Annotated in this window: 20 protein-coding genes; 10 read left to right on the forward strand and 10 right to left on the reverse strand. The window is 52.8% G+C overall.

Annotation, left to right across the window (positions count from 1 at the left end):
* Nucleotides 1-46: 46 nt before the first annotated feature.
* From atpE to LA756_RS09425, 10 genes are all read left to right on the forward strand, one after another.
* Nucleotides 47-280 (forward strand): ATP synthase F0 subunit C, encoded by a 234-nt coding sequence (gene atpE / locus LA756_RS09380; RefSeq protein WP_261362106.1) that lies wholly within the window; start codon nt 47-49, stop codon nt 278-280.
* A gap of 75 nt (nt 281-355) precedes the next feature.
* Entirely contained in the window at nt 356-1153 is a 798-nt protein-coding gene (locus LA756_RS09385; RefSeq protein ID WP_224439613.1) for an ATP synthase F0 subunit B, read from the forward strand.
* Nucleotides 1154-1215: 62 nt separating this feature from the next.
* Nucleotides 1216-1848 (forward strand): ATP synthase F1 subunit delta, encoded by a 633-nt coding sequence (atpH, locus tag LA756_RS09390; RefSeq protein ID WP_224439614.1) that lies wholly within the window; start codon nt 1216-1218, stop codon nt 1846-1848.
* A gap of 20 nt (nt 1849-1868) precedes the next feature.
* Nucleotides 1869-3395 (forward strand): F0F1 ATP synthase subunit alpha, encoded by a 1527-nt coding sequence (gene atpA / locus LA756_RS09395; RefSeq protein ID WP_224439615.1) that lies wholly within the window; start codon nt 1869-1871, stop codon nt 3393-3395.
* Between the two features lie 35 nt (nt 3396-3430).
* A complete protein-coding gene (gene atpG / locus LA756_RS09400) occupies nt 3431-4324 on the forward strand; it encodes an ATP synthase F1 subunit gamma (RefSeq protein ID WP_224439616.1) in 894 nt (297 codons plus the stop codon).
* A gap of 63 nt (nt 4325-4387) precedes the next feature.
* Entirely contained in the window at nt 4388-5839 is a 1452-nt protein-coding gene (gene atpD, locus LA756_RS09405; protein WP_224439617.1) for a F0F1 ATP synthase subunit beta, read from the forward strand.
* Nucleotides 5840-5842: 3 nt separating this feature from the next.
* The gene (gene atpC / locus LA756_RS09410) at nt 5843-6244 is read left to right on the forward strand and encodes an ATP synthase F1 subunit epsilon (RefSeq protein WP_224439618.1); all 402 of its coding nucleotides are present in this window, start codon (nt 5843-5845) and stop codon (nt 6242-6244) included.
* Between the two features lie 324 nt (nt 6245-6568).
* Nucleotides 6569-7042: an FHA domain-containing protein gene (locus LA756_RS09415; protein WP_224439619.1), complete on the forward strand. Its 474-nt coding sequence runs from the start codon at nt 6569-6571 to the stop codon at nt 7040-7042.
* A 38-nt stretch (nt 7043-7080) separates the two neighbouring features.
* Nucleotides 7081-7278 carry a hypothetical protein gene (locus LA756_RS09420; protein WP_224439620.1) on the forward strand — a complete coding sequence of 66 codons (198 nt, stop codon included), beginning with the start codon at nt 7081-7083 and terminating at the stop codon, nt 7276-7278.
* Nucleotides 7279-7404: 126 nt separating this feature from the next.
* Nucleotides 7405-9954 carry a YfhO family protein gene (locus LA756_RS09425; protein WP_261362098.1) on the forward strand — a complete coding sequence of 850 codons (2550 nt, stop codon included), beginning with the start codon at nt 7405-7407 and terminating at the stop codon, nt 9952-9954.
* Here LA756_RS09425 and LA756_RS09430 read toward each other — a convergent pair.
* From LA756_RS09430 to aroE, 10 genes are all read right to left on the reverse strand, one after another.
* Nucleotides 9951-10925, reverse strand: coding sequence for a serine O-acetyltransferase (locus tag LA756_RS09430; RefSeq protein ID WP_224439622.1), 975 nt, complete (start codon nt 10923-10925; stop codon nt 9951-9953). The two genes, LA756_RS09425 and LA756_RS09430, sit on opposite strands and share 4 nt — an antisense overlap.
* Before the next feature lie 356 nt (nt 10926-11281).
* Nucleotides 11282-13375, reverse strand: a complete 2094-nt coding sequence (locus tag LA756_RS09435) for a translation factor GTPase family protein (protein WP_224439623.1) — start codon at nt 13373-13375, stop codon at nt 11282-11284.
* Between the two features lie 127 nt (nt 13376-13502).
* Nucleotides 13503-14255: a hypothetical protein gene (locus tag LA756_RS09440; protein WP_224439624.1), complete on the reverse strand. Its 753-nt coding sequence runs from the start codon at nt 14253-14255 to the stop codon at nt 13503-13505.
* 10 nt (nt 14256-14265) lie between these two features.
* Nucleotides 14266-14988: a 1-(5-phosphoribosyl)-5-[(5-phosphoribosylamino)methylideneamino]imidazole-4-carboxamide isomerase gene (gene hisA / locus LA756_RS09445; protein ID WP_224439625.1), complete on the reverse strand. Its 723-nt coding sequence runs from the start codon at nt 14986-14988 to the stop codon at nt 14266-14268.
* 117 nt (nt 14989-15105) lie between these two features.
* Nucleotides 15106-15714, reverse strand: a complete 609-nt coding sequence (hisH, locus tag LA756_RS09450; RefSeq protein WP_224439626.1) for an imidazole glycerol phosphate synthase subunit HisH — start codon at nt 15712-15714, stop codon at nt 15106-15108.
* A gap of 166 nt (nt 15715-15880) precedes the next feature.
* The gene (locus LA756_RS09455) at nt 15881-16681 is read right to left on the reverse strand and encodes an OmpA family protein (RefSeq protein WP_224439627.1); all 801 of its coding nucleotides are present in this window, start codon (nt 16679-16681) and stop codon (nt 15881-15883) included.
* Between the two features lie 62 nt (nt 16682-16743).
* Nucleotides 16744-17337, reverse strand: a complete 594-nt coding sequence (locus tag LA756_RS09460) for a hypothetical protein (RefSeq protein WP_224439628.1) — start codon at nt 17335-17337, stop codon at nt 16744-16746.
* A gap of 63 nt (nt 17338-17400) precedes the next feature.
* Nucleotides 17401-18699, reverse strand: coding sequence for an A24 family peptidase (locus tag LA756_RS09465; RefSeq protein ID WP_224439629.1), 1299 nt, complete (start codon nt 18697-18699; stop codon nt 17401-17403).
* 4 nt (nt 18700-18703) lie between these two features.
* On the reverse strand, nt 18704-19237 hold the full coding sequence (locus LA756_RS09470; protein WP_224439630.1) for a shikimate kinase: 534 nt from the start codon (nt 19235-19237) through the stop codon (nt 18704-18706).
* 14 nt (nt 19238-19251) lie between these two features.
* On the reverse strand, nt 19252-20742 hold the full coding sequence (aroE, locus tag LA756_RS09475) for a shikimate dehydrogenase (RefSeq protein WP_224439631.1): 1491 nt from the start codon (nt 20740-20742) through the stop codon (nt 19252-19254).
* Nucleotides 20743-20748 lie beyond the last annotated feature (6 nt).

Here is a 20748-nt window from a genome sequence, read left to right on the forward strand (position 1 = left end):
CGCCAAATTGAGCATCTTGAGTGTTGTTGCCCTGTTGGCTTGTGCCATGCCTGCTCTGGCCCAAGAATCTGGCGATTCGTTCGTCATGACCAACTACTTCGGTATTGGTTTGGTCGTTATCGGTGCTGCCTACGGTATCGGTAAGCTGGCCAGCAGCGCTCTGGAAAGCATGGCTCGCCAGCCTGAAGTTGCTGGTAACATCCAAACCGCGATGATTATCGCCGCGGCCCTTATCGAAGGTTTTACCTTCTTCGCCCTGGTTATCTGCTGGTTCGGTTAATTCGTTCCAGCAGCAATCCCTGCTGGTTTTGAATCACCAACCCGCCTTAGGTTCGTTTCCTGGGAATGATAGACGATGCGCAGCGCATTTATTAATCAAACCGTGTGGAGCCCATTTGTTGCTCTCCTGCTTTTCAGCCTCTTAGTTGCTCCAACATGGGCGCAAGACGGTGGTGAAGAAGGAGCTGCTGACGACCCCGCTCCCATGGCTGCTGCCGAAGAAGACAATCCTTCGGAAGACGCTGAGCATGAAGAAGGCGAAACGGCGGCGGAGCATGCCAAACATGACCCGCTGGAACCTTCTGAAGGAGCCCATGCTCCTGAAGAGCACGCTCACAACGTAAACGATCTTTCGCACAACGATGCAACTGCGATGATTTCTGCCCCGCACGAGGCAAGCCTCGACTTGGCAGCGTTTACTTTGATCGTGTTTCTCGTGTTGGTGATTGTGTTGGGCAAGTTCGCCTGGGCACCGATTCTTAACGGCTTGAAGGCCCGCGAGAATTCGATGGAAGGCAAAATGAAGAAAGCCGAAGAGATGTACGAGCAGGCCAACGCTAAGCTTGCTGAATACACTCGTCAGCTTTCCGAAGCTCAACAAGAGATCAAGCAGATGCGTGACGAGACGATCCAAGCAGCCGACGAAAAGGCTAAGCAGATCGTGGCAGCCGCTGAGAAATCGGCATCGGCCACTCTCGACCGCGCAACGCGTGAAATCGACGCAGCTAAGGGTGCGGCGATCAACGAACTGGCCCAAGCTTCCGTCAACATGGCGGTTGATCTTGCCGGGGAAATAACCCGAAAGGAATTGAAGCCAGAAGATCACGCAAACCTTATCCAGGATTCGATTTCCAAGCTGCCTAGCAACAACTAGTCCGCCGTTAGAAATCGACGACCAAGTACGTATTCACCTCCGTCAGGATATCCTTCCGCATCATGGCTGGAACATCTTCCGACAAACAAACGTTCGACCTCGGCCGGCAGCGTATCGGTGCCGTCTATGCGAAAGCATTGCTAGGCGCCGCGGACGATGCAGGTCAAACGGACGTTGTCCTCGAAGAATTCGGTTCCCTTATCCATGACGTCGTCAATCAGCGTGAGGACCTTCATCACGCGATTACCGGGAGCATTCTTTCGGAAGAACAACGTATTGCGGTTCTGGATAAAGCCTTTGGCGACAAGATGAGCCCTGTGCTGTTGACTTTCCTGAAGGTCGTCACTCAGCATGAACGGCAGGATTGCCTTCGCGAGATTTACAACGCAGCCGTTAAGCTCAACAACGAGCGACTCGGATTGGTTGAAGTCACCGCGAAAACAGCTTCCGAGCTTCCCCAAGAGTTGGCCGACAACTTGACGGCAGGTCTGAAAGCGAAGCTTGGCCGAGACGTCGTACTGAAGTCGGAAATCGATCCATCTGTGATCGGCGGACTCGTCCTTTATGTTGGCGACACCGTATTTGACGGAAGCGTCGCCAACCAGCTGAAGCAACTTCGGCAGAAGGCCCTTGAAACAACGGCTCAGCAGGCGAAGGCGTCGCTCGAGCGATTCACCAATTCAACGCAGAGTTAAAGCAGTAGACGGTAAGTTCCATGAAATTCAACGCGGACGAAATCGCTTCTGTCATCAAGCAGGAAATCCAACAGTTCGACACGCAAGTGGACGTGCGAGAAGTTGGTCGTGTCCTGGAAGTGGGTGACGGTATCGCTCGGGTCTATGGCCTGTCCGGCATCATGGCCGGTGAAATGGTCGAGTTCCCCAACGGCACAATCGGCCTGGCCTTCAACCTTGAAGAAAACAGCGTCGGTGTGATCATTCTCGGCGACTACCTCACCATCAAAGAAGGTGACGAAGTCAAAGCCCTGGGTACACTGCTTTCCGTTCCAGTTGGCGATGCGGTCCTCGGTCGCGTAGTCGACCCGCTCGGCAACCCGCTGGACGGTATGGGTCCCATTCAGACCACGGAAACTCGCCCTGTTGAGTTCCTGGCTCCTGGCGTTTCGGAACGTCAACCAGTCGCTGAACCAATGCAGACAGGTATCAAAGCGGTTGACGCGATGACTCCTGTCGGTCGTGGCCAGCGTGAGCTGATCATTGGTGACCGTAAAACAGGTAAAACGGCAATCGCTATCGACGCGATTCTCAACCAGAAGAACACCGGCGTGAAATGCTTCTACGTCGCTGTGGGTCAGAAAGACTCTTCGGTTGCCGGTGTCGTTGAAACGCTTCGCCGTTACGGTGCGATGGATTACACGACAGTGATCGTAGCTGGTGCGAGTGTCCCCGCTCCGCTTCAGTACGTCGCACCATACGCTGGTACGGCCATGGCTGAGTACTTCATGTTCAATGGCCAACATGCTTTGATCGTCTATGACGACTTGTCGAAGCAAGCCGCTGCTTACCGCGAACTCTCGCTACTGATGCGTCGTCCGCCAGGTCGTGAAGCCTACCCTGGTGACGTGTTCTATTGCCATAGCCGCCTGTTGGAACGCTCGGCTAAGCTGAATGACGAACTCGGTGGTGGCTCGTTGACCTCGTTGCCTATCATCGAAACGCTGGAAGGCGAAGTTTCCGCTTATATTCCAACCAACGTGATTTCGATTACTGACGGTCAGATTTACTTGCAACCTGACTTGTTCTTCTCCGGTATTCGTCCGGCTATGAACGTCGGTATTTCTGTTTCTCGCGTGGGTGGTAACGCCCAGATTAAAGCGATGAAGAAAGTTGCCGGTGGTCTGCGTCTCGACCTCGCCGCATTCCGCGAATTGGAAGCGTTTGCCCAGCTTGGTACCGAACTCGACGAAGCGACCCAGCGTCGTCTTGATCGCGGTTACCGAATGGTTGAGCTTCTGAAGCAGGGCCAATACAACCCACTAGTGGTCTACGATCAAGTTCTCAGCATTTATGCTGGCACCCGTGGCCATTTGGACGAAGTCCCAGTGAACGATGTCTTGCGTTGGGAAGAGGAATACCTCGACTTTGTGAAAGCAAAGTACCCACAGATTCGTGAGAAGCTCGAAGAAACCAAGGACCTGTCCGACGAAGTTCAGCAACTGATGGAAACAGCAATCGCTGAGTTCCAGAAGACATTTGTCCCGTCGGAAACTGCCGAAGTTTAATCGCCCTGTCGCGATCCTTTTAGCTACCAGAAACTATGGCCAATCCAAGAACCCTCGACAAACGCCGCAAGTCGGTTCGCAACATCAAGAAGATTACGCGAACGATGGAGCTTATTGCCACGGCCCGCTTCAAGCAGGCCATGGATCGAGCTTCTGCTGCAACGGCGTTCACGCAGCGGATCACGCAGTTGGTGAAAGACCTGACGGCAGCCGATCTACAGTTCGAGCATCCACTGCTGGAAAAGCGAGACACCAAGAAGAAGGCCGTACTCCTCGTCCTTACTTCAAATCGTGGTTTGTGCGGTGGCTACAACGGTAATATCTGCCGAGCTGCATTCCCTCGACTCGCTGAACTCCAAAAGGAATACGACGAAGTCGAACTGCGAATCTCCGGCAAGAAAGGGATCGCGATCTTCCGGATTCAGAAGAAACTGACTCCGGACGAAAGCTACCTTCAATTTGAAGACAAGCCGAAGTACGAGGAAGTTGAACCAATTGCGGTTGATCTCCTCGACTCATTCCAAGCTCACGAGATCGACCGTCTCGACGTTGCCTACATGAAGTTCATTTCCAGCGCTCGCCAAGAGCCCACCCTGGAAACGCTGCTTCCGCTAGGCGCCCTCGAGGGTGCTTCCGACGCAAGCGAAGATGCGGCATTGGCAGGGTCGATGTACGAGTTTATCCCTTCCGCGGAAAGCATCCTGGAAGAAGTCGTTCCGACAAGCTTCAAAGTCAAGCTGTTCAAGTGTTTCCTTGACTCGGCTGTCTGCGAGCAGATCGCACGTATGGTCGCGATGAAAGCAGCCACCGAGAACGCAAACGATTTGATCAAGTACCTGTCGCGCGAATACAACCGTGCTCGTCAGGGTCGAATTACCAACGAAATTATGGAGATCATCGGCGGCGTTGAAGCTTTGGCTAGTTCCTAACAAGCCTCCGCGTAGCCCGAATCCCCAAACCTATTGGTCTGAATTTCCATCGAGAATAGAAATATGGCGACTGCGACCGAACAGAAAGTCGGAAAAATCACCCAGGTTATCGGTTCGACCTTTGACGCTGAATTCAGCGAAGGCGAACTGCCGGCGATCTACAACGCCGTCAAGGTGACCGGCGACTACAAGGGCGTCTCGATCAACCTGACCGGGGAAGTCCAACAACACCTCGGTGGCAATCGTGTACGTTGTGTTGCCCTGGGTAGCACCGACGGTCTGATCCGTGGCTTAGACTGCGTCGATCAAGGCAAGCCTATTTCGGTTCCTGTTGGTAAAGCAACCCTTGGACGCGTGTTCAACGTTACCGGTGATCCGATCGACGGTCGTGGCCCTGTTGAAACCGAAGACTACCTTCCCATTCACCGCCCTGCCCCAGCAGTCGACGAACTTTCGACAAGTACGGAAGTTTTCGAGACCGGGATTAAGGTGATCGACCTTCTCACGCCGTTTGTTCGTGGTGGTAAAGCAGGTCTGTTCGGTGGTGCTGGTCTCGGCAAGACGGTCATCCTCACCGAGTTGATCGCTCGTATTGCATCCGCACACGGCGGTTTCTCCGTGTTTGCTGGTGTGGGCGAACGTACCCGTGAAGGTACCGACCTTTGGCTCGAAATGCAGGAAACGGAAATCGGTACGACTGGCCGTTACGTGATCGAACAAACCTGCATGGTGTTCGGCCAGATGAATGAGCCACCTGGTGCTCGTCTTCGCGTGGCAATGAGCGCATTGACAATGGCGGAACATTTCCGCGATGCAACTGGAACAGACACGCTGCTGTTCGTCGACAATATCTTCCGTTTCTCACAAGCAGGTTCGGAAGTATCCGCACTCCTCGGTCGTATGCCTTCGGCGGTGGGTTACCAGCCGACGCTGGCAACAGAGATGGGTGCGTTGCAAGAACGAATTGCCTCGACGAAGAAGGGTGCTATCACCTCGGTTCAAGCCGTTTACGTTCCTGCGGACGATCCGACTGACCCTGCTCCTGCAACAGCCTTCGGCCAGTTGGACGCGTTCATTTATCTCGAACGATCGATTTCGGAAAAGGGTATTTACCCTGCCGTGGATCCACTGGCATCGTCCAGCCGAATTCTCGATCCACAGTATGTGGGCGATCGTCACTACAACATTGCCCGACGCGTTCAGACCACTTTGCAGCGTTATCGCGAATTGCAAGACATCATCGCAATTCTCGGTATCGACGAATTGAGCGAATCGGACAAAATCATTGTCCATCGTGCTCGTCGAATCGAACGCTTCTTGTCGCAGCCGTTCCTCGTGGCTGAAAAGTTCATCGGTAAGCCTGGTGAAATCACGCCACTGGAAGATACCATTCGCAGCTTTGAAGAAATCTGCGACGGTAAGTGGGACCATCTGCCAGAATCGGCGTTCATGTACGTTGGTTCGATCGAGCAGGCGGAAGAACAAGCCAAGAAGATGGCCAAAGAGAAGGGTTAATCTGTGCCTTCCATTCAATGCATCGTGGTCACGCCGGAAAAGACCGCCCTGGAAACAACTGCCGACTTCATCGCCCTCCCACTTGCGGATGGCGAAATGGGTATTGGCGAGAACCATGCCCCGGTTATCGGGCGTCTTGGGTACGGCGAAATGCGAATCGTCTCTGGCGGTCAGACAGAACGTCTGTACGTTGATGGCGGGTTTGTTCAGATCTCCAACAACGAAGTCAATATTTTGACGGGGAAGGCGATCCCTTCCAATGAAGTAGATGTCGAGCAGGCCGAGAAGCAGCTCAAAGAAGCTTCCAACGCTCCGGCACCAACCGACGAACTGGCTGTAATTAAGTCTCGCAATATCGAGCAGGCTCGAAATCAAATTCGAGCTGCCAAACGAGCTGCCAAGTAACTTAAACGCAGCCACGGATACTATTTGATAGCACCGGCGTTTGCCATTGGTGCTATCACTCTTATGCGTTTCGACCGCAATTTTGCCAGCCAGCAGATTGTCTATCTTACCGAAACGCCACCGCTGGTAACGTCTGCACGAAAAGCAACGTCTCGCTGGCATTTCCTTGCGAAATCTTATCCTCCGCTGGTCGATCATTCGAAAGTAGCGAAGGCAACGTCCATTCGCGAGAGTTTCGCAGGCGAAGGTAGAATCGGCATGGGACAACAACCAAGTCTTGGAGCCTCCAGACTGAACCAGGCACAATCCAATCGGCATTCAGAGGTGAGCTTAATCATTTCTCGCGGCTGCGTATCAGAACCGCTGCGATCGATCGATTCACCTGTGTTTACTTTGGGATCTGGCCATGACTGCGACTTAGTCCTTGGCGACGATCAATTTCCCGAACTATTTGCGTATATCCTCCGTACCCACGACGGCTATCGGCTTCGCTGCTTAGCCGACGAGCCAGTCCTAACGGTGAATGCGGAGGATGTTGTTGCCACACGCCTGGAGAACGGCGATCGTATTCGCTGCGGTCCTTACGAATTTCATTTTCAGAAAGCAGCCTCAGTTCCCGCAGCCCAACCAAGCGATGCACACTCGTCAGAGTCGACTCCCCCGGTAGCTATGCGGTGGACGGCAACCGATGGGCAGGGAACGGACGGCATCGAACGCGTACACCGCCTGCTACGAGATATTCAACTTAAGATACAGCGCAAAGAAATATACACTCAAACTCATCGACGATCTGCCTGATCTGGTGAGAATCCCCAATCATTGGAAGAATAGATTTGATGCAACCGAATTCCTCGATCCTAGGCAACGAGCCTGTTTCGCTCATGCCATACGACGATGCGGTTCTCCAGTCGCTGCAGCAGAGTCGATCTGTCTTGGCCAAAGGGGAGGAACCGACGGTTGTGATCACCGCGCGTTGTGATTTACTCAAGGATGAACTTCGCGAGCTTTACGAACAGCTACTGAACACCAACTAGTCGGCTCTCTTAAAGTTGCCAAGCGGGCGTCCTCTTATTAGCATCGAGAGCGTGAACTCCAACGCTCTACCATCTCGATCACACGTCCATCCACTCCAGCGTTTAATCAAATGCCTGGGAATCGCTTTGCCGTTTCTGCTCTTGTCGATCATTTTCTTCGGCGAAGCGTTTGTATCAGAAGAACAGTTTCTGTTTCGTGATGCGGCTCATTTCTATTACCCTCTTTTTCATGAAGTCACCCGGCAATGGAAAACTGGTGAAATCCCGCTTTGGTCACCCTGGGATGGCCTGGGCATGCCTTTGGCAGCTGATGCAACTCCTAGTGTTTTCTATCCCGGCAAAGTTCTTTTGCTGACGCCGCTCGGTTTCGATTTTGGCATGCGGCTCTACGTAGTTCTCCATCTGGCATTGGCATACGGAAGCATCTACTTCGTTGCGAGGAAATGGAATTGCTCAACGATTGCTTCCATCCTTGCCGCCACGGCATACGCGTACGGCGGCCCGACGCTGAGCTATCATGCGAACATCATCTTTCTCGTGGGAGCATCATGGTTGCCCTTAGCGCTCTTCTGGGGCTGGCAATTGGCTCGCCGCCCTGCCCTGCATTCAGGGACTGGACTAGCGTTTTCATTATCGATGATGGTGCTGGGTGGTGATCCACAACTTGCATTTCACACCATGATGATGCTGACGATTGCGGCGATAGGCTTCGTCCTGCCTTGGAGGCGTGTGGACTGGAGGGCTTGGTGGCAATGGCGTGCCTTTCGAGTGGGTTCGTTAATCATTGCCGCTGCATTCGCCGCTGGATTGGCGGCCGTTCAAATCCTGCCAACTCAGCAATGGGCCTCAAGAAGCCTTCGCTCGACGAGCGATACCCCGCGAAACATTTTCGAGTGGGCTACTCAACCCAATAAAGATCCGTCAGCGTTGTTGGGACAACCCAAAGCGCATACGCACGCGATACACAGCTACGATTTCAGCATCGGCCCTTGGAACTGGCCGAACGTCTTCATCGCGAATTTTAGTGGCAAATTGTACCCGCGGAATGAACGCTGGATACGAGCCATTCCAGCAGAAGGACGGGTTTGGTTTCCCTCGCTTTTCATGGGAACCATCGCAACATTTTTGGCATTGTACGCTTTTATCTACGGTTGTCGTCGAAGACTCGATCGCTGGATCATCTTGATGGGGTTGTTTGGACTCATTGCCAGTCTCGGCTGGTATGGCCTAGGTTGGATCTTGGTTGAAATCGCTCACGCGACCGGTCAAGATTCCGATTCACTTCCGGTCGGCTCACCATTGGGTGGATTGTACTGGGCGATGAATATGTTGATCCCAAAGTATGCTCAGTTTCGGTATCCGGCCAAATGGTGGATCTTCGTCTCGTTCGCGCTATCGCTGTTAGCAGCGAGAGGACTCGATCACCTGCGAATCAACCGTTCTCTCGGAAGCGTATCCGCGCTATTGACTTTCCTGTTTATGGTTGCCGGTTTGCTGGGTGTCATCTTCTCGTCTTCGCTAAGTGATCTTCTCCCACCTACCCCGAATGATCCTCTATTCGGGCCGCTCGATTCGACGACTGGTTTCTTCCAAATGGGGACGGGGCTTATGGCGGCAGGCGGAGCAATTCTGATTGGGGTCGTTTGCATGAGCATCCTCCCTCGGCATCTTCGAAAAACGGCAATCGTCGTTGTTACTGCCATCGAACTTACGTTTGGAAATGCTTGGCTCGTCCAATCGGCACCACAAGAGATATGGCAACCACTTGGATTTGATTCGACATCAATCCCGCTCGAAGTACGGCATTTTCGTGCGGCAAACTACTTTGATCGGTCCGACAACACCTACCCTCCTCACTTCGCGACAACTGGATCGAATGATCGCATGGTGGAAGGACTCAAGCATGACAGGGCGAATTACTACCCTCGCTTCCACTTGATTGAGACCATCCGTTTTGCTCCTTCGGTTGTCAGCATTACTCCGAGAGATTACGAGACGGTTTGGAACCTCGCGAAAGCCGATCCTGAGGTAATGAGGTTCCTCCGCGATATGCATGGGATCGATTGGCAAACAACCCACGGCGCTTGGCCAGCGGCATGGTGGCAGCCCAGTGTGGACTCGCATAGGGCTATCGACGAGTTGCCTCCTGAAGAACAAACCGACATGACCATGGCACTTTTGGAGAAGCTGGTGCAAGATGACAATCCGCACACGTTTCTCAGTCCGGACTGGCGTGTTTGGCCAACCACTTACATTTGGGAATCCACAAAGGAGTTCCCGGTGATTGTTGAAACAGAAACCGATTCGCTCCCCCAAACTCCGTTAGCACCTGTCGGCGCTAAGATCGAAACGAAACTCATTCGTACTCGATCAGGTCAACTGGAATTGCATCTGACCAATTGTCAGCCAGGCTGGGTCGTCTTCCGCGAGTACTTCGACCCTGGTTGGCAGTGCGAAATCGTTGACTCGAAAAACACGGAACGTTCCGACGTTTCTATCTACCGTGCCAATCGTATCTTGATGGCAGTTCCCGTGAAGCGGGGCGACAAAAAGATTGTGCTCACCTATTGGCCAAATGAGTTCGTAGCCGGAATGATTATCTCGTCGATAAGTTGGCTACTCTTCATCGGACTTCTACTTGTACGTCCGATGAAGAACCTTCTGCCTCAACGTTAGATCTGAAAATTGAGTTCGGGCTTCAATTCTTCGACCGCTTCAGAACGCAGTCGCAGACGTGGTTTTTCTAGCAACACAGTCGTATTGGGGTCGACACTTCGCGTTAACCAAACACTCGATCCGACCACGCTATGATTGCCGACTACCGTTCGCCCGCCAAGTACAGTGGCGTTAGCATAAATAACGACATGATCTTCAATCGTCGGATGCCGTTTCATGCCGCGGACGATGTTGCCTTCGTTGTCGGTGTCAAACGACAACGCACCAAGGGTCACCCCCTGGTAAAGCTTTACATGCTTGCCGATATCACATGTCTGACCAATCACCACGCCGGTTCCGTGGTCGATGAAGAAGTAACTTCCAATCGTTGCACCGGGGTGAATATCGATGCCGGTCTGCTTATGCGCCCATTCGGTCATCATTCTGGGAATGAACGGTACTCCCAGTTTGTAAAGCGTGTTCGCAACGCGATAAACGGTGATCGCTTCGAGCCCGGGATAGCAGAAAATGACTTCGTCTAAGTTGGTGCAGGCAGGGTCGCCATCGTAAGCGGCTTGAATATCGGTAGCCAGGATCTCGCGCAGGTCAGGGATACGGTTCAGGAACTCGATCGCCATCGCTTGCCCCTTGGCTTCGTAGTCCGTTTCCTCTGCCGGATTACAGGCATCACCGCCACCATTGACGCGTTCATCATGCCGTAGTGCTCTAGCGATCTGGTTGGTCAACTTGTCATGCAAACCGTCGACCAAGTCCCCCACATGGTAGGTAATATTGCCCATGTGAAGCCCCTCGCGGCGTTGGTAGCCAGGGTACAAGATTTCCTTGACGTCTTCGATGACCGAGATCACCACGTCATAGTTAGGCAGTGGGCAATGCCCGAGGTGATTGATCTTTCCAATCTTTTGATAGGTACTGACGATGCGATCAGTCAGCGTGGGCAGGTCTTCCTTCAAGCGTGCATCAGATGCCATAACATGTGTCCTTAGTGGGGGGCGAACCGGCGGAGAGAATTGATACTGTTCGACGTCAGTTGAAACGCACAAAGTGCGAGTAATTGCTGAAGTTAGCAACAACAGAGGCACGTTCGACAGTAACAGGTAGCCAGCAGATGCATGGTTCGGTTCAAGTTTGCCGGTTGCATGGACTTTTCCACAGGGTATTGAAGGTTTGGATGCCCGGCCTGACAAATCGTCACCAATGTTTTCGACGTGATCGGCACTCAAATTGACCCTTATACGAACAATCAATAAAAATGCCCTCACTTTCGTATTTTCGCAAACTTGAAAGCGAGGGCAAGCACCGTTCAGGGGTCAGGGCACTAGGAAACCTAGCCCACTTCTTCCTCCTCGACGTGATAGCTGTACTTATTCTGAAGATGCATTGGCATCGGAGCATAATGTGAGAAGCTCAGGCTATAGCTCCCCTGCCCTCCTGTCAGACTCGATAATGTTCGAGCGTATGACGAGGTTTCTGCCAAAGGGGCAGTACAAACGACTGTCTGCATGTCGCGCCCCGCGTCCTGAGTCCCCGAAATCTGACCGCGTCGTGTTGCCATGTCGCTGTAAACGTCTCCGACACAATCCACCGGCACGGTAACGTGCATTTCTACCATCGGTTCCAGTAACTGAGGCCCTGCTTTTTTGCATACTTCGCGAAGAGCAGCCGAAGCTGCGATCCGGAAGGCGGTCTCCGAACTATCCACGGGGTGATGCTTTCCGTAGTGAACTTCGACACACAAATCTTGCAATGGAAATCCGGCCAGGACGCCTCTTTGCACACGATCAAGCAATCCTTTCTCGACAGCAGGCATAAAGTTTCCGGGGATCGATGCTCCGACAATGGAATCAATCCAAAGAAAATTCATCGCCTCGAAATAGTGGACGTGCTTCAGGCTGGGGAAGTTCGCCTTCGTAGCAAACTCGGAAATATCAGTTCCTTGCGGTAGCGACTGCACACGGATATGGACTTCACCAAATTGCCCTCGCCCGCCAGACTGTTTCTTATGACGATAGGCCCCTTCAGCCGGGTAAGTAATCGATTCTCGGAACGGAATTCGCGGTTCGTAAGTCTCGATTTCCAAATGATCGCGTCGGGCAAGCCTCTCTTGAATTAGTGACAAATGGAGCTCACTCATTCCCCGAAGCACTAGCTCGTGCGTTTCTTCGTCGTGTTCGATCTGAATCGTTGGATCTTCTTCGACCAACTTATGCAATGCTACGCTAAGCTTCGCTTCGTCATTTCGACTCTTCGGACGAATTGCAATTCCGACCATGGGCTGTGGAAAATCGATGTTGGGAAGTTCCACTTCCCCTTCGTTCGTGCCTGTATGGAGTTGATCCATTTTGGCGACCGCAACAATGTCGCCTGGTCCCGCTTGATCGATCGGCTCGAGGCGGTTCGCCTGGACATCGAGAAGTTGACCAATTCGTAACCCTTTGCGACCGTTGGTGCCTGGTAACGTCATGTCCTTTCGCAACGTTCCATTGTAGACACGAATGTAACTGAGCTTTTGAACGAATGGGTCGATTCTCGTTTGGAATACCTGGGCAGCAAGCGGTCCATCAGGATCCCCAAGCAGTTCGATTTCTGAACCATCCCCGTTTTTCGCCTTTCGATGGATCATCGACGGCGGCAGCGAACAAAGGGCCATTGCGTCTAAGAGTTCTGAAATGCCCACCTTCTTTTTGATGCTACAACAAACGACAGGAATCAACGTGCCGTTTGCTACGGCCTTGGGAATCAACATTTTCAGGTCGTTATTCGTGGGAACTTCGCCTTCAAAGTATCGTTCCATCCATTCTTCGTCAGATTCAATAACCGCCTCGACGAGCGATTCTTTATAGATAACGGGATCGATAGGGGTGTTCGACGTGTCTGCCTTTTCGTCGAAGATATCGACCACGCCAACGATGGTATCGCCGTCAAGCTTGGGGAAGCTGATCGGCACGCAAGCTTGGCCAAAGGTTTCTCGGATCGACTGCATTAACGACGCAAAGTCGAGATGCTCGGTATCAATCTTGTTGACGACAATCATCCGGCCAATACCTGCTTTTTCCGCCTCTTGGAATACGCGCCGCGTGTTAACGGCGATTCCGGCGTGGGCATCAATCACGATCATGGCCGTATCGGCGCCTCGCATCGCAGAGATCGTTTGCCCGATGAAATCAGGGTAGCCAGGAGCATCAATCACGTTGAAACGCAGGCCTTGATGCTGAAAGTGGGCGAGAGTCGCCTCGATCGAAAGATGGTGAGCCTTTTCCTCTGGCTCGAAGTCGCAAACGCTCGTTCCATCGTCCACACTGTGAGTTCCGTCCACCGCATGAGTTGTCTCGAGTAGGCGGTCGATCAGGCTCGTTTTCCCTGTCGAGCCATGACCGCATAAAACAATATCGCGGACGGTCTCTGAAACACAACTTGCCATAACTAAACTCCTTTCGTGCTCGGAATTGACACGAGAAAAGGGTTGTCCCACGTGGGGAATGCCACGGGGAACCTCTTCTCCGTGGGTGATTTGTCTATGGCTGCTGAAAGCGAATTTCAGTGTCTAGTTATCGTTTGTCCGAACTCCCTGCTCCTTCATTAGTCTCACCAACGAACGTTGGCTGTTTACCATTAGGAGTATTGCTCTTTGATGGTGACTTTTGAACTTCTTCTACGTGAAACAAAAAAGAGTGGTAATGATCAGGGCCCAGTGGTGCCGCGACGACCAGGTAGCCTTTCGGGGCTTGTCCCTCGTACACAAATCTGTCGTGCAATTCGTGGGTGACACTCTTCTGATTTTGTACCCAGCTATCGCGGTCATCCTTCATCGAGCTGGCGTTAAAGAAAATGCGCAGCTGAAGTTTGCCGCCAGCTTTTCTGACTCCGATGAAACCGCCTGCCGAACCAATGCGGTGCATGAACTTGGAGTGAGTATCGGATTCGTAGTGCTCGATATCAGAATAGGTAATGGACTGCGCAGTTCCAGCAGGCCATTCCGTTACCAAAGTGCTTTTCTCTTTAAGAGGCTTAGGGGAACTCTTCCGCAGCTGTTCTCGCTCTGATTCCGAGATCAACTTCCACGCGAATGGACCCTCAGGAAATTGATTCCATGAGCCCCCTAACGAATCCAATTCGGCACGGGGGAGATCGATGACTTCGTAGGTAACTTGAGCTCGCGCCGGACGATGGTACCCCCACACGCCAAAAGCGACACCGCAAAGTGTCACCATGAGCATCAATGCGCCCAGGCTAAACCGGACACGTCGAGAGTTGCCCGAGCGTTTTGCAATCGTCATTCGATTTAGCATTTGCTCAGGCATGGGTCGCTGGTTACCTCACACTGCCAGAGGCTTCGACCGCCTGGCGAACGGTTAATCGGCCTTCGTAGAGAGAACGTCCGACAATCGCTCCGTCGAGTCCTGCAGCCGCGAGATTTTTGACGTCTTCGACCGAAGTGACTCCTCCCGAAGCGACGACTGGCAGCTTGACCGCTTGCTTCATAGCCTGCATCGCTTCGACATTCGGCCCAGCCAGCATGCCGTCGGTGGCGATATCGGTATAGATCAGGGCAGCAATCGGCAAATGCTCGTATGTCTTAGCCAGATCGACAGCCGAAGTACTGCTCACTTCAAGCCAGCCATCGGTAGCGACCATACCTTCTTTGGCATCGATTCCGAGCACCAACTTTTCGGGGAACTTTTCACACATCGCAGCAAACCATTCTGGTTCACGCAAGGCCTTAGTACCGATCACCAGGCGAGCCAGTCCGAGATCGAGCAGCTCTTGAATCGTCTTCTCGTCCCGAATTCCGCCGCCCACTTCGCAGGGAATATCAACCGCGGCAACAATTGCGGAAATTGCGTCGCGGTTCTTCAGGCTTCCATCCTTGGCCCCATCCAAATCGACCAGATGGAGACAGTCAGCCCCTTCCTCGACCCAACGCTTGGCCATCTCGGCAGGATCGTCGCCGTAGACCGTTTCGCGATTGTAATCTCCCTGTTGGAGTCGCACGCAATTGCCACCAAGTAGGTCGATCGCCGGCCAAATCTGCATTGTGGGTCCCTTTCTCCGCCGAACGGCCGAACCCTTCGGCGTTCTGGCAATATCTCACATGGGTTAAGAAACAGCAAGAAAATTCCTGCCGCTAGATGAAGTTAGTGCGGGGGATATCTACGCCAACTGGGCAAAGTTCTTCAATACCGTCAGCCCAGCTTGTTGACTCTTTTCAGGGTGAAATTGAGTCGCATAAAGATTGTTTTTCCAAACGGCCGCACAGAAGGGGCCGCCATAATCGGCCGTGATGGCGACGATCTCTTCATTCTCAGGCACCACATAATAAGAGTGCACAAAGTAGAAATTCGTCCCCTCGTCGATTCCCTCAAATATCGGTGGTTTATGCGCGAAGTTTGCCTGATTCCATCCCATATGTGGGACTTTATACCCCTGCGGAAGATCAAATTTGACCACTTTACCAGGCAAAATCCCCAGCCCCTCGTGCTCGCCACCTTCGTAGCTCACATCGAAAAGCATCTGAAGACCAAGACAAATGCCGAGGAATGGCGTTCCAGATTCAATCTGATCCTTGATCGGGCCAACCAAATCGCGTCGACGCAGCTCGTCGACCGCATCGCCGCATGCCCCAACGCCAGGCAGGACTAACTTCGTCGCCGAGGCAATTTCCTTCGGGTCGCTGGTAATGTGTGCCTCGTGCCCGGTTCGCTCAAAGGCTTTTTGAACACTCCGGAGGTTTCCCATTTGGTAGTCGACGATCGTGATCATCAGGCGAACAAATCTTTATGCGAGGCAAAACAACGACGTATCGGCGAAAAACGGAGAGCTTCTCACCTGCGGACACTAAATCAGGGCACAAGTTCGCCCTTACGCCCTATTGTAATTCGTTTTGCGTCATTTCGTTAGACGGTAGAGAAAGCCTCTCAAAGAAGCTCTATTCGTCTGACTGCGGGTAGATAACCAGATCAACGCGGCGATTCCGCTGCTGTCCGGCCGGGGTCGCGTTGGAGACGACAGGATGATTGGCACCATGGCCCACAACGACGATTCGAGCGGCATTCATACCATATCGGCCAGTCATCTGATCAAACACCGTTTGAGCCATACTGGCCGAAAGTTGATGACTGGAAGTATACGGAGCTCGCGCTGGCTGATTGTCCGTATGCCCTTCCACACCGATCTTATTCTGAGGGAAATCTCGCTGTAGCGTACTGGTAACCTGGGAAAGAATCGCATCCGAGTTAGCAGTTAGCGAATTGGTCCCTGGCTGGAAAAGCGTGTCCGCGGGAATCTCGATCCTAAGAACATCTCCGTCCTGACGTGCGGTGACTCCAGGTATCTGAATCTTGTTGATTTCGGCCGTAAGACTATTGTTCGGTCGAATAACCGCCCCTCCCCGGTATTGGGTCGAAGCCATCAATGTCTGGACTTTTTGCTCGCGTTCTTTAGCAATCTCTTGCGATTGAGCCAACTGGCTGGTTGTGTCGTTTAATTGGCGACGAACGAGATTCAGTTCGTCTTGCAAGATCTTCGACTGCTGTTGAGCCTGAGCCAGTTGCGAGTGCAAATCTTGGTTCGACGCATCCAATCCGGAGGCTCGACGTTCGAACTCGGCGATTTGAGCCTGGGTTTGCTGTTGTGCAAGCACCTGCTGCTGACGCCAGGCTGCATTTTGATTGCAGCCCAAGCCAGCGAGTGCTAGCGAGACGATGGTCAAACAGCAAAAACGGAACATGGCAGGCCGTGTCGACAAAGGGCCGGATAAACTTGAGGCAAAACTGGGAATTGCGGCGGATATTAACAACCCACCCGATCATCGACAAGATCGATTTCAACGTTCGCGTGCAAAGGGTGACTCGAAAGCCCCTCCTGCGTCAGCCTATCTAATAACTCAGCATACGGATCGATCACTTCCGGCAACCATGCATGTTGCGGGTACTCGCCATAGAATCGCTTGATGAAATGTCGCCCTGACAGATGTTCACAGTGAACTTCCCACCCAACACGCTCCATTGCTCGCTGAGAGATTTTTTCGTTCGATAGCTCGCAAACATTGGCATTGGCCCGACGAATTTGGGCGATCCAGTCCAACACTTCCAAGCTACGCCGAAGTGTTTTCCAACTCGTCTGTCGTGTCGATTCGACGTACGCCAAACTTAAAAAGCCGGGAGCACTGAATGGGAAATTATAAAACAGCCGGCACCGATCCCCGGCTGCCGCGTGTTTCCATCTTCCCAACGTTTCGATCTCAATACGTGAAATTAGCTTCGGCCAGGGTCGAAACGACAAACGCCGAAATTCGCCGGACTCTATTTCGATAACGCCATACCGCCGCCGGCGGACGAGTTCCTGGGCATCGTTTAGATTGTCGATCGATTCAAACCAAAGCATGCGTGAGTTCCTTGTCGAAAGGATAGCTCACCATTAATGGTCTGCATTTAACGATTATTCGGTTTACGCTTCATCCGGATAAATGAACGTGAACTTGATCCAGACCCAAGCCATTAACATTCCACCAAGCACCACCGGCAACGCGAGAAACAACGCTGGAAGCCAAGGTCCCAAGCTAAGAAGTGGCCCATATTGCTGCCAAAGACGTCCCCAGAAAATCATGGAGACCAGAGTACCGATACACAGATACGGCCCGTAGGCCAGGTAAGCATCTCCGGTCAAAAGATAGTTCACGACAGCGAAAACGCAGGCGATGAACGGCGCGAGGAAGAAGATCACCATCACCGGCTGCCAACCGATGTAGGCGCCGATCATGCACATCAACGTCACATCACCGAACCCCATCGCCTCTTGCCCCATGGCCAAGCTCGCAAAGAAACGCACCAACCAAATCAATAGCCCGGCAAACGCCATCCCCAGCAACGCCGAAAAGACAGACTGCCATACGGCCGCCCCTCCCCACAGCCATGCCGCGGTGACAAATGCCACCAACAACACGAGCATGCCAAGATAAAACCAGTTCAGCGAATACCGAACGAAACTTGCGACCAAGTACCGAAAGAACTTTCCGACGCCACCTCGAAACCAGATCAGCTTCGGACAAAGGGCAAACCACCAACCGATGGCCAGCAAAATGCCGACAGCAAACGCAGCACTTCCATTCCACGCCTCCGGCCACGCTTGCAACGCGGCCGCATGAAGCGGAATGGCTTCTATCTCACTACCAACGGATGCGAGCCCGAAAAACGGCGGTCCGTTGGGTATCGGCAAGCCAACAAAGGGAAGCACCCAGCAAAGCCCCAGAGCAATCAGAAACCCCGGCACAGTGACATAGTCTGGTATGGTTCGCGAGTCGAAGTCAACAAAAGTCGCGATCACCATAAAGCTGACCAGGACGACATGTTGGAGATAGAGTGCGTGCAAAGCGGCAGCGGTCATCGGCACACTGATCGTGACGGGAGCCAATTCTCCCCCGATTACCCAGTGATAATACCAAGCGAAAAAGAATCCACAGCCCAACTCAATCAACATCGGCTGTACCCAGTGGGCGGTACCATGAACGTTACTCTCACGAGCGAGCCCAAACCAACCGAAGATCGGTACTTTATCGAAGAAGGTTCTTGGGGGCACATCAGGATGAGATTTGGACCAAGGATCGATATTCTTGGGAACCCATGTCCATCGATAAATGGCCCGATTCAATTGGCCACCAACGACCGCCCCAATCAAAAAGAGAATAATGAGCCGTACCGAAAGAGACAGTCCAACCCAAGCCGCAATAGCGTTTGCCCACCAATCCACGTTGCTACTCTTTCTCGACTAAGGACGCAGGTAGTTGGGACAGAACCGATTGAGTTACTTGATCAGGCGTCAGACCAGCGGTATCGATCGTGATGTCGGCACATTGCTGGTAGAGCGGCAGGCGAGCGGTCAAGACCTCTTCGACTTCATCACAAGTCGACTTTCCAGTCAAACTTGGACGACGTGCTTCTGTCGAAGCATCAAGTGAAAGCCTACGCACAATTTCCGATGGAGAAGCCGTTAGCCAGACCGTGAAGCAATGATCAGCGATTCGCTTCCGATTGTCTTCCCGCAAAACGACTCCCCCTCCGAGCGATAAAATCTGCCGCGAGTCATGGGTCAGTTGCTCGAGAGCTCGTGACTCCAGATCTCGGAATCCCGATTCACCGTTCTCGGAAAAGATCTCGGCGATCGTTTTGCCAGCCTGCTGCTCGACGTAGATATCTGCATCGACCATTGGCCAATTCAATTGCTCGGCGAGTAGCCGTGCGACATGCGACTTGCCGGTCCCGCGGTAACCAATCAGTGCTAGGTTCATTACGTTCGGTCCACCTAGTTCGTACGGACCGCCCCGGTCAATCGTTTTAGTGTGCTACGCATCAAGTCGCGCGACGTTTCGATACCGGTAAAGTGCTTGAATTGCAGAGCCGCTTGCCGAACGAACATTTCGACACCCGTCACGACTTTCGCACCGACGGCGCGAGCCTCTTTGATCAGCAACGTCTGCTCAGGATTGTACACGGTATCGAAGACAAGCATGCTTGGTTTGATCCAACGCTTCTCGAAAGGAGACTCGTTGACATTCGGATGCATACCGACCGGCGTTCCGTTAATAAGAATGTCAGGCTGAACAGATCCTCGGTCTTCCCAATGAATCGAGCGGCATTTGAAGTGAGCTGCCAGCTCCTGGGCATTCTCCAAGGTTCGACCGGTAATAACGACGTCGGCTTTGCGTTGAATTAAAGACCAGACCAAACCTCGAGCGACGCCTCCAGTGCCGAGCATTAGCACCTTCATCCCCTCTAGCGATCCTCCCTGACGCTCAGCGGGGAGCATTGTATCGATGCTTTCCATCGCAGCGTCACAATCGGTATTGAAACCAGAAGGGCCCTGCTGGTCGAAGATGATGGTATTCGTCGCACCAATGCCTTTGACGGCGTCATCAGGACGCTTCAAGAACTTAACCGCTGCTTCTTTATGAGGAATCGTTACGCTCAAGCCTTTCACGCCTAAACGAGGACAGACCTCGTTCAAGAACATGGTTAAGTGCTCTCGAGGAACACGAAATGGAAGATAACGCCGCTCCATCCCCTGTTCGCTGAAAGCTGCGTTGTGCAAGTGAGGACTCAAGCTGTGACCGACAGGGTCTGCCACGACGCCAAACAATTCGGTCTCGTCGGTAATGTCTTCATACCGATAGAGATCGATCATCTGGCGAAATCCAATCTGCCCCGGTGCCAACGTCCGCTCATTGGAACTGGTTGCGTAAGTGAAAGGACAACCGAATCGTCCACCGAGAATGCGTGACGGCATTCCCATATCTCCCATGCACAGTCCAATCGTGGGAATTTCACTGTTTCGCGCGAGCTCTAAAATTCGCACGTTGTCCTGCGGAGAATTCGCCATCGTGGCGATCTTGATAATGTCAGGGTCCATCTGCTGCATCCGTTTATGCAGCCCTTCAAGATCTATCGGCGTTTCCCGGAAGTTGTGGTAGCTGATGATCCGCTTGGTCTTGCCATATCGCGGAATAGATGCAGCGATATCTTCTTCGATATCAACATAGTCTGCCCCTTCCGCGATTGCTGTCCGCAGCACCAATTGGCGTTCCTGTTCGTCGCCAGCATAGCGTCCACCGTCACGTTCACGTCGATGCGTAATAACGACTGGGCTCGGGCGATTATCGAGCAGCCGCTTCAGCTTGATCGTACCGTTGATGTAGTCAAGACGAAGCTCGCAAAGCTCAGCCCCTTGCTCCACGAGGTGCTTGTGCTCGGCGATAACATGTTTGTGGCGGCCGCGGCCGATACTGACGCAGATCATGGGTGT

Source organism: Bremerella sp. TYQ1 (assembly GCF_020150455.1).
GTDB lineage: Bacteria > Planctomycetota > Planctomycetia > Pirellulales > Pirellulaceae > Bremerella > Bremerella volcania_A.

What these genes read in the sequence shown, in the direction of transcription:
- LA756_RS09385 (WP_224439613.1), top strand. Translation starts at nt 356, where the DNA reads ATGCGCAGCGCATTTATTAATCAAACCGTGTGGAGCCCATTTGTTGCT.
- hisA (WP_224439625.1), bottom strand. Translation starts at nt 14,988, where the DNA reads ATGCAGATTTGGCCGGCGATCGACCTACTTGGTGGCAATTGCGTGCGA.
- atpE (WP_261362106.1), top strand. Translation starts at nt 47, where the DNA reads ATGCCTGCTCTGGCCCAAGAATCTGGCGATTCGTTCGTCATGACCAAC.
- LA756_RS09440 (WP_224439624.1), bottom strand. Translation starts at nt 14,255, where the DNA reads ATGCCTGAGCAAATGCTAAATCGAATGACGATTGCAAAACGCTCGGGC.
- atpG (WP_224439616.1), top strand. Translation starts at nt 3,431, where the DNA reads ATGGCCAATCCAAGAACCCTCGACAAACGCCGCAAGTCGGTTCGCAAC.
- LA756_RS09455 (WP_224439627.1), bottom strand. Translation starts at nt 16,681, where the DNA reads ATGTTCCGTTTTTGCTGTTTGACCATCGTCTCGCTAGCACTCGCTGGC.
- LA756_RS09460 (WP_224439628.1), bottom strand. Translation starts at nt 17,337, where the DNA reads ATGCTTTGGTTTGAATCGATCGACAATCTAAACGATGCCCAGGAACTC.
- LA756_RS09420 (WP_224439620.1), top strand. Translation starts at nt 7,081, where the DNA reads ATGCAACCGAATTCCTCGATCCTAGGCAACGAGCCTGTTTCGCTCATG.
- LA756_RS09435 (WP_224439623.1), bottom strand. Translation starts at nt 13,375, where the DNA reads ATGGCAAGTTGTGTTTCAGAGACCGTCCGCGATATTGTTTTATGCGGT.
- atpH (WP_224439614.1), top strand. Translation starts at nt 1,216, where the DNA reads ATGGCTGGAACATCTTCCGACAAACAAACGTTCGACCTCGGCCGGCAG.
- LA756_RS09430 (WP_224439622.1), bottom strand. Translation starts at nt 10,925, where the DNA reads ATGGCATCTGATGCACGCTTGAAGGAAGACCTGCCCACGCTGACTGAT.
- hisH (WP_224439626.1), bottom strand. Translation starts at nt 15,714, where the DNA reads ATGATCACGATCGTCGACTACCAAATGGGAAACCTCCGGAGTGTTCAA.
- atpD (WP_224439617.1), top strand. Translation starts at nt 4,388, where the DNA reads ATGGCGACTGCGACCGAACAGAAAGTCGGAAAAATCACCCAGGTTATC.
- aroE (WP_224439631.1), bottom strand. Translation starts at nt 20,742, where the DNA reads ATGATCTGCGTCAGTATCGGCCGCGGCCGCCACAAACATGTTATCGCC.
- atpA (WP_224439615.1), top strand. Translation starts at nt 1,869, where the DNA reads ATGAAATTCAACGCGGACGAAATCGCTTCTGTCATCAAGCAGGAAATC.
- LA756_RS09470 (WP_224439630.1), bottom strand. Translation starts at nt 19,237, where the DNA reads ATGAACCTAGCACTGATTGGTTACCGCGGGACCGGCAAGTCGCATGTC.